The organism is Nitrospinota bacterium (assembly GCA_029881495.1).
Lineage (GTDB): Bacteria > Nitrospinota_A > UBA7883 > JACRGQ01 > JACRGQ01 > JAOUMJ01.
The window spans coordinates 31,643-40,048 of sequence record JAOUMJ010000027.1 but is presented as its reverse complement, the minus strand read 5'-3'; the positions used below and the strand labels follow the sequence as shown (position 1 = coordinate 40,048).

Genomic DNA, 8,406 nt, shown 5'->3' with positions numbered 1-8,406 from the left:
GTTCTACGCCCGACAAGGTGATCGCCGAATGGCAGGGCGCGCTCGACGCCATGAAAAGTGACGGAGAATACAGGGATATCTACCTGCGCTTCGGGTATACGCAGCCTTAGTCATGAAAATATTGAAAGGCACTTTCAGCGCAAAAATACTCGCTGTCACGATTTTTGTAGTCCTCGTCATACAGGCCTTTTTCGGCATTCTGCAGTATCGTACTATCAAGGTAAAGGAATATAACCACTTGGATTCGTCCATCTCATCGCTGGTCGAGGATACCCTGCTTACCATCAGCGACCCCGTCTACAATTTCGATGACAAAAGGGTTCGCGAGATAGCGGACTTCCGCCTTGCCGACAGGTACAACGGCCTGGAAGCCATTCTCATATTCCAAACGGAAGACAATCATGAGAGTCTGTTCGTAGGCAGGGTATTGGGAGCAGAAAACGCAGTATCAGATCTGACGATTCAGCCTTCCGGCAGTTTTTACAGTACCATCAAATCCGATATTCTCAAGGAAGGGGAAAAAATAGGACGCGTGGAGTTCTACTTCAGCGACGCGAGAGCGCGCGAAGCCGTGGAAGAAGCGCTCCGCCAGATAATCGTTGCCTTGTTTGTGCTTGAAACCGTCCTTGTGGCCGCCATCTATACCGCGATGAAACGTATTGTCACGCACCCCATACTCTTGACCACGCGGAAGGTCGAAGAGGCAGCTTCTGCAATTTCTGACCGGCAGGGGCCGGCAAATTCAGCAGACATCGTCCTGGCGCTCAAGGCGAACGAAGACGAATTGGGGCAGTTAAACCGGGCAATGGAAAAACTCTTCCACGCTCGCACCAAGGAACTGCGCCGTAGCGAAGAGTGGTTCAGGGCACTTATTGAAAACCTCAATGAAATGGTTATCGTAGTCGCGCCAAACGGCGATTTCAGGTACATTAGCCCTACAGTAGAGAAAATTCTCGGCTATCAGCCTGATGAGTTGCACGCGGCACGTTTCGACATCATTCACCCAGACGATATTGCCGCAATCGACCAACTTACTGAAAAGGCGCTGCATAATCCCGGAACACCGCATGGGCGCGAGTTCCGCTTCCGCCACCGGGACGGGAACATCCTCACTTTCGCGGCAGTAGCATCGGGATATCCCGACAACCAGGCAATCGGAGGGGTGGTTTTCAACTTCTATGACATCACGGAAATCATGGAAGCTCAAAAAGCCGTTCAGGAAAGCGAAAGCCGTTTTCGACAGCTCGCGGACGCGGGTTTCGAGGGCATTGTCATTCATGAAGCAGGCGTTATACTCGATACCAATCACCAGATGATACAGCTGCTCGATTACGGGCGGGATGAAGTCATTGGGAAAAACATTTTCTCGTTTGTCTCCCCCGAGTCCAAGGGAACCGCCATGAAAACATACGCCGATCGTTCGGAAAAGATGATTGAGGTAAACCTTGTTAAAAAGGACGGCACCGCAATATTCGTAGAAAGCCGGGCGCGTTCCATTGATTACGCAGGCAAGGACGTCCGAATCGTCATTGTGCGGGACGTATCCGCGCGCAAAGCCGCAGAGGAAAAGCTTCGCGTCGCGAAGGAGGAGGCTGAAAGCGCTACGGTACTTAAAGACAAGTTCGTCTCCCTCGTTTCACACGACCTCCGCTCACCCATTGGAGGCATCCATTCCATGCTGAAAATCCTGCAGCAGGACGATAAATACAAACTTGACGAAACAAAGAGGAAGGAAATTCTCAACAAGACCATGGATAATGCCAAAGGTCTGTTGAACCTTATCGACAAGCTTCTAGATCTCAGCAGGCTTAAAACCGGGAAAATCATCCTCTCTAAGCGTTTTCTTTCCGCCTATCACGTCGCAGAATTGCACATCAACGCGCTTGCCTACAACGCAGAGGCGAAAGGGATAGCCATTCGGAACGAAATTCCGCGCGCGATGCGCCTTTTCGCCGACGACACTCTGTACGGAGAAGTACTCCATAACCTCATCGGCAACGCGATCAAGTTTTCGAACAAGGGGGATACAGTCACGCTTTTCGTCCCGCCTCAAAAAACCGGAACCATTGCCGTACGGGATACTGGTGTAGGCATGCCGCCCGAAACTCTCGAACGTATTTTCAAGGGCGAGATACGAACCTCCATTCCCGGCACCGGCGGAGAAAAAGGCACGGGCCTCGGTTTGCAGTACTGCCGCGAAATAATGACCGCGCACGGTGGTATCCTTGAGGGAGAATCTCAAAATGGAAAGGGATCCGTATTCTATGCCGTTCTCCCCGTGGTACGGGCAGTTGCCTTGCTCGTGGACGACATGGAGGTTCAACGCGAAGTCATAAAAGATATGCTTTCCGACATCAGCGGCCTTGACTTCCTGGAAGCTGAAAACGGGCAGGATGCGCTGGCAGTAATGCGGCGCACTCTTCCTCACCTCGTCGTGACCGATCTCAACATGCCTGTTATGGACGGCTTTAAACTTATCGAAGAGGTCAAACGGAACCCGCTCTTCAATGGCATACCAGTCATTGCAGTCACATCCGTAACGAGTAGCGGGGGCGACGCCAAAGAAGTTGATATACGCAACCGCGTCTTCGCTCTCGGCGCAAATGATTTTGTTACCAAACCATTTACCAAGGGTGAATTCATGCCGCGTGTTCAGCGCTACCTTGGTTACTCATAGGGAGGACGCCATGCGATCTGTTTTAACATTGATTCTTTTGGTGCTGTGCCTGCTCGTAACCCCGGCCAGGGCCGCGGCAGAAGATGGAGGGATGTTTTCCACTGTCACACTTTCCGCTAAAGCGACCTACGCTTCAAAATACATCTGGCGCGGATACGACATTTGGAACGACAACCCTGCATTCCAGCCGGATGTCTCTCTTGATTTTAACGGGCTTTACGCGGGCATATGGTCGTCGTATTCCACCGCTCAAGGCTGCGCTGATCCCTTTGGAGACGTTTGTTCGTCGTGGGACGAACACGACTATTACGGTGGCATCTACGGCGCGCTTTGGGATGGCTCGCCCGGATCCGTAGAGTACGACATAAGCTACACCTACTTTCAATTCTTCCGCCTGGAAGGTGTGGACACCCACGAAATCCTCCTCAACGTGACGCATCCGGCCCTGCTCAAGGGGCTTGCAGAGACGCCTCCCGTTCTCTATTGGGGTTTTGCATACGGCAAACCGGTAAATGAAACAAGTCCCGTCAGCCAATGGGTGAAAGCTGGCTTGAAAATGCCCTTCTCTCTCTTTGACATCGGAGGAACTGCGCTGGCGGAAGCTTTCTGGGATGACGGTGCCGGCAGCTTCGGCGCGCCTGCAGGGGTCAGCCACATTAAGACTGGAGTCTTTTTCGAACTCAAGACGGCAAGCTTTTCCATAAAACCGTCGCTATTCTACCAGCAGGCTCAAAAAAATACCGATCCGTCTTCGCTTCTCGACAGCGAGTTCTGGTTCGAATTGCAGTTGGGCTATTCCATGCCAGTCAAGTAATGATTTACGCCGATAGCGTAAAATATTTTTGGCTGCTCACTGTCGCTTTCGCTGTTCTCCTCGTCGGCGGTTTTATACTCATAAAAGTCCTCCTGTAACACATTTTCCTGCCGGTAGCACAGGCCATAGCGAAGCATCCCCACTTCCTTTAAATTCCAATCCATGTAGGTACTCTTCCCTTTCCCTCCGGTAGCACAGGCAAGAGTGCCTGTGCTACCAGGATGGTTTTCAGGTTTGCGGGGAAGAGAGGCTAATGCCTGTGCTGTGAGAATTTGCGCAGAAGTAGATATTTACCATTTTGCCGGAAGCAGTGTCTAATGCCTGTGTCTTGAGAAACGGAGACGGGGATTTATCCTTTACCGATAACGGGATACAATACGCGGATGGAAAATATATTTTCAGAGGTTCTCGGGCAGACAAAGGCAAAAGAGGTGCTCGCGCGAAATCTTGCGCGAAAAAAGATAGCATCCACATACCTTTTTGCCGGGCCGGAAGGGACCGGGAAGATGGGGATAGCGAAGATCTTCGCGCGTGCCATCCTCTGCCGGGAGGCGACCCCCGGTCTGAAAGATTGCGGATGCAAGTCGTGCGCGATGTTCAACGGAGGGACGCACCCCGATTTCATGGGTGTCATTCCCACCGAATCGAAAAGCAAGAACGAGAACTTCCACGAGATAATAAGGAACCCGGAAGAGATGGGGCTCGCATTGAAGGGGAGGGCGATAAAGATAGAGCAGGTGCGCGAGCTTATCTCCGCGGTCTCGCTCAAATCGTATTTCGGCGGGTGGAAGGCTGTAATCGTGGAATCCCCCGAATCTATGAAGAAGGAGCCGGCGAACGCGTTCCTCAAAACGCTCGAAGAGCCGCCGAAAAACACCGTTATCATCCTTGTCTCGTCCAGCCCCTCCGCTCTTTTGCCGACCATCCTCTCCCGATGCAGGGTTGTGAGGTTCGTTCCGATGAGGCCGACCGAACTGGCGAAACTCCTGGAGGTGGAGCGCTCCTTCTCAAGCGAAGAGGCATTGACCGCGGCGACCCTTTCCGAGGGGCGGCCCGGCGCGGCGCTTGGGGATATGGCGCATGAAAAGGGGATAGACGGCGAGGCGAACGACCTTTTATCGCATCTCCTTGAGATGAGGCCGTCGGATGTCGTCAGCGTCGCAGAGAGGTGGCGGGAGAGGCGCGACGATATCCCCCTCCTTTTCCACAGGATCGGCGAGATCCTCAGGTTTGCGACAAGAGGCACAATGGCCCAATCATCTGATAGAATGTCGTCTGCCTTGCGGGTTTTGGGAACCATCCCCCCCGAAAGGCTTGTTGACGCGTATTACTCGGTAATCGACAGGGGGCCGTCACTGGTCTATAACCCTAACGTACAATTGCTAATGGAATCGACGCTGTTGAACTTGCAGTCGATAATTTTGAAAGGAGAGCCAATTGCAGGCTGAATTGATAGAAAACGATTTCACCGTAGGGGTGAGTTTCAGGCACTCCGCCAAGCCGGAGGATTACAGGTGCAATCATCTTCCGCTTCAGGTGGGTGATACCTGCGTGGTGGACACGGAGCATGGCCCTAGCATAGGGAAGGTTTCCCGCGGGAGGATGAAGGCGGTAGGGAGAAAGTGCTGTCACCGCCTCAGGAACGTGATAAGGAAAGCGACCAGCGAGGACCTCGAAAAGGAGAAACGGATACTTGAGAAAGAAGCGGAGATATACCGTTTCGGCAGGAAAAAAATAGATGAGTTCGAGCTGAAAATGAGGCTCGGCCACCTTGAGGTAACATACGACGAGAAGCGGGTGATACTCTATTTCACCGCCGATAACCGTGTCGATTTCCGGGATATGGTTAAAGCGATAGCTTCGGAGCTCGACCTGAAGGTTGAGATGAGGCAGGTGGGGATACGCGACGAGGCGAAGAAGCTTGGTGGTTGCGGGATATGCGGCGAGGGGCTTTGCTGTACATCCTTCCTTGACGATTTCGCGCCGGTGTCCATAAGGATGGCGAAGGATCAGGGGCTCTCCCTGAACCCCGCGAAGATATCGGGAGTTTGCGGCAGGCTGATGTGCTGTCTGAATTACGAAAACGATTTCTATCGCGAAATGCAAAAGATAGTTCCAAAACCGGGCAAAGCGGTAAAGACCCCGCAGGGGAGAGGGCGCGTTATTTCGTCCGATTATTTCAAAAAGCAGGTCGTCGTCGATTTCGGAGGCGAAATAGAGCGGATGACATTCAACGCCGATGAAGTGAGCCTCTTCTTCCCTCCGCAGCAGAAGGGCTCGGGGAAGAAAAATAAACAGAGGGGAGGCGGCCAGCACGGACGCCCCGAAATGGCTGAGCCCGAAACGGATGCGGACACGGAAACCGATGATAACGATTTCCCGGATGAAGATTCACCGGTAGACAAAAAGTAAGGGATGCCGCGCTCCAGCAGATGAATAAAAAATATTACGTAACTACGCCGATCTATTATGTAAACGACAAGCCGCATATCGGGCATGTCTATACAACGGTCGCGGCGGATGTGCTCGCTCGGTACCAGAGGCTTGAAGGGAGCGAAGCATTTTTCCTTACAGGCACCGACGAGCATGGGCAGAAGGCGGATCAGGCCGCTAAAGACAAGGGGCAGGACACGAAGGCGCATGTCGATTTCCACAGCGAGATATTCCGCAAGCTATGGAAAGACCTTGAGATATCGAATGACGATTTCATCAGGACTACCGACAAGCGCCATACGAGCATAGTTCAGAAAGTTTTGCAGGAACTTTTCGACAGGGGCGAGATATATTCCGATTCCTACAAGGGGTGGTACTGCGTCCCCGACGAAAGGTTCTGGACGGAAAAGGACCTCGTGGCCGGAAACTGTCCCGATTGCGGCAGGAAGGTAGAAAAGATAGAAGAGAAGAACTATTTTTTCAGGATGAGCAAATATCAGGATTGGCTCATTCAATATATCAAGGATAACGAAGATTTCATCGGCCCGCTTACAAGGCGAAACGAGGTGCTCGGCTATCTCGATAAGAAGCTTGAGGATCTTTGCATATCACGTCCCAAGACGAGGATGTCGTGGGGGATAGAGCTCCCGTTCGACACCGAGTTTGTCGCGTATGTCTGGTTCGACGCACTGCAGAATTACATCACCGCTCCGGGGTATAAAAAGGACGACAGCAGGTTCAACGGCATTTGGCCGGCGGATTTTCATCTCATCGGGAAGGATATTCTCATTACACACACTGTCTACTGGAGCACGATGCTAAAGGCTATGGGGCTCCCGCTCCCGAAGCGCGTTTTCGCCCACGGGTGGTGGACGGTAGAGGGGAAAAAGATGAGCAAGTCGCTCGGTAACGTTGTGGAACCTATGAAAGTTGTTGAGGCGGTCGGTATCGAGCCGTTCCGCTATTTCCTGATGAGGGAGGTCCCTTTTGGTCAGGACGGCGATTTCAGCGTCGACGCGCTTATTAACCGGATAAATGTAGACCTTGCCAACAACTTCGGCAACCTCGTGTCGCGCACACTCTCAATGATAGTCAAATACAGAGGGGGTATCGTTCCGCCATGCTCGAAACCGGACATGCTGGAAAAGTTGAAATTTTCAGCGGAATCGGCTGAAAGGAATTTCGCCGAGCATCTGAAAATTCCCCTGTTTAACAGGGCGCTGGAAGAGGTCATTACGCTTTGCGATACGGTGAACAAGTTCATCGTAGAAATGGAGCCGTGGAGCCTTGCAAAGAATGAGGCAAAGGGGGGGGAGCTGGATACCGTGCTCTACGGAGCGGCGGAATCGTTGCGTATAATAGGAAGGCTTCTTATGCCGTTCATGCCGTCAACCGCCCGCACACTCCTCTCCTATATAGGGATCGAAAAGGGGCATTACGGCACGGATGACTGGGGCGGTCTTGAAAGTGGGACCTCAGTCAAGGAAGGGGAGGCGCTGTTCCCCCGTATCGACGAGAAAAGAGCCGAGGAAATAAAGGAGGCTTTGATGATAGGCGGATCCGCAGTCAAGAAAGAGGCCGAAAAAAGCGGCGAAGGATTGATCGATGTCGAGGATTTCAGAAAAGTGGAGCTTCGCACAGGCGTGGTTTTGGAGGCGGAAAACGTGCCGAAATCGAAAAAATTGCTGAAACTGCAGGTCGATATTGGGTCCGAAAAGAGGCAGATCGTCGCTGGAATAGCGGAGAGCTATACCCCTGAAGAGGTTGTCGGGAAAAGGGTCGTTGTTGTCACAAATCTCAAGCCTGCGAAGTTGATGGGGGTAGAATCAAGGGGGATGTTGCTGGCGGCGCATAATGAAGGTAAACTATCACTGATTTGTACTATGGATGAAATGAATGGGGGTTTAAAGGTTTCATGATTGGCAGGAAGATATTTGCCCTGGTTTTCGTTGCCTTGCTCATTTTGTCTCCCGTGTACGTATACGCGGAGGCAGAAACGGTGATGGTTAACCACCCTGAGGCCAAGATAAGGAATGGCCCGGCGACATCGTACATTGTTCTCTGGAAGCCAAGGCTTTACACGCCGCTGGAGGTGCTGGCGAAATTTACCGATGAAGTGAAACAGCTCTGGTATATCGTGCGCGACGTCGAAGGGGACGTTGGCTGGATCCATTATTCAACGGTGGAAAAAAAGGTAGGTGCGATCGTAACCGCGAATACTACCAACGTAATGAAGGAACCGAGCGGAAATTCGCAGGTGCTTTTTCAGGCGCCTAAAAATTACACTTTCAAAGTGGTGCAGTCGAACAGCAAATGGTACAAGGTGGAAGATCCGGACGGCGATAAAGGATGGGTGGCCAATCCCGATGTATGGACAGGGAGAACTCCGCAGGTAAAGAAGAGCTCCCCGGAACCGGCTTCAGCTCCGGCCCCGACCAAGAAAAAATAATCGTCTGATTTCTCCCCCGTTCCGGTTTTGAAA

At 52.2% G+C, this 8,406-nt stretch carries 7 protein-coding genes; 6 read left to right on the top strand and 1 reads right to left on the bottom strand.

Annotation, left to right across the window (positions count from 1 at the left end; all coding sequences use genetic code 11):
- Positions 1-112 precede the first annotated feature (112 nt).
- Positions 113-2,677: a PAS domain S-box protein gene (locus OEY64_10865; protein MDH5543450.1), complete on the top strand. Its 2,565-nt coding sequence runs from the start codon at positions 113-115 to the stop codon at positions 2,675-2,677.
- A gap of 91 nt (positions 2,678-2,768) precedes the next feature.
- Positions 2,769-3,491 carry a hypothetical protein gene (locus OEY64_10860; GenBank protein MDH5543449.1) on the top strand — a complete coding sequence of 241 codons (723 nt, stop codon included), beginning with the start codon at positions 2,769-2,771 and terminating at the stop codon, positions 3,489-3,491.
- Here OEY64_10860 and OEY64_10855 read toward each other — a convergent pair.
- On the bottom strand, positions 3,470-3,655 hold the full coding sequence (locus OEY64_10855) for a hypothetical protein (GenBank protein MDH5543448.1): 186 nt from the start codon (positions 3,653-3,655) through the stop codon (positions 3,470-3,472). The two genes, OEY64_10860 and OEY64_10855, sit on opposite strands and share 22 nt — an antisense overlap.
- 219 nt (positions 3,656-3,874) lie before the next feature.
- Between OEY64_10855 and OEY64_10850 the strand changes: the two genes are divergently transcribed.
- From OEY64_10850 to OEY64_10835, 4 genes are read left to right on the top strand one after another with little or no spacing between them, the layout of a single operon-like run.
- Positions 3,875-4,939: a DNA polymerase III subunit gene (locus OEY64_10850; GenBank protein MDH5543447.1), complete on the top strand. Its 1,065-nt coding sequence runs from the start codon at positions 3,875-3,877 to the stop codon at positions 4,937-4,939.
- Positions 4,929-5,903, top strand: a complete 975-nt coding sequence (ricT, locus tag OEY64_10845) for a regulatory iron-sulfur-containing complex subunit RicT (GenBank protein MDH5543446.1) — start codon at positions 4,929-4,931, stop codon at positions 5,901-5,903. Before OEY64_10850 ends, ricT begins: the two co-directional genes overlap by 11 nt.
- Before the next feature lie 20 nt (positions 5,904-5,923).
- Positions 5,924-7,843: a methionine--tRNA ligase gene (gene metG, locus OEY64_10840; protein ID MDH5543445.1), complete on the top strand. Its 1,920-nt coding sequence runs from the start codon at positions 5,924-5,926 to the stop codon at positions 7,841-7,843.
- A complete protein-coding gene (locus OEY64_10835; protein ID MDH5543444.1) occupies positions 7,840-8,373 on the top strand; it encodes an SH3 domain-containing protein in 534 nt (177 codons plus the stop codon). The genes metG and OEY64_10835 overlap by 4 nt, the downstream gene beginning before the upstream one ends.
- The last annotated feature ends 33 nt before the right edge of the window (positions 8,374-8,406 follow it).

What these genes read in the sequence shown, in the direction of transcription:
- OEY64_10865 (MDH5543450.1), top strand. Translation starts at nt 113, where the DNA reads ATGAAAATATTGAAAGGCACTTTCAGCGCAAAAATACTCGCTGTCACG.
- OEY64_10860 (MDH5543449.1), top strand. Translation starts at nt 2,769, where the DNA reads ATGTTTTCCACTGTCACACTTTCCGCTAAAGCGACCTACGCTTCAAAA.
- OEY64_10855 (MDH5543448.1), bottom strand. Translation starts at nt 3,655, where the DNA reads ATGGATTGGAATTTAAAGGAAGTGGGGATGCTTCGCTATGGCCTGTGC.
- OEY64_10850 (MDH5543447.1), top strand. Translation starts at nt 3,875, where the DNA reads ATGGAAAATATATTTTCAGAGGTTCTCGGGCAGACAAAGGCAAAAGAG.
- metG (MDH5543445.1), top strand. Translation starts at nt 5,924, where the DNA reads ATGAATAAAAAATATTACGTAACTACGCCGATCTATTATGTAAACGAC.
- OEY64_10835 (MDH5543444.1), top strand. Translation starts at nt 7,840, where the DNA reads ATGATTGGCAGGAAGATATTTGCCCTGGTTTTCGTTGCCTTGCTCATT.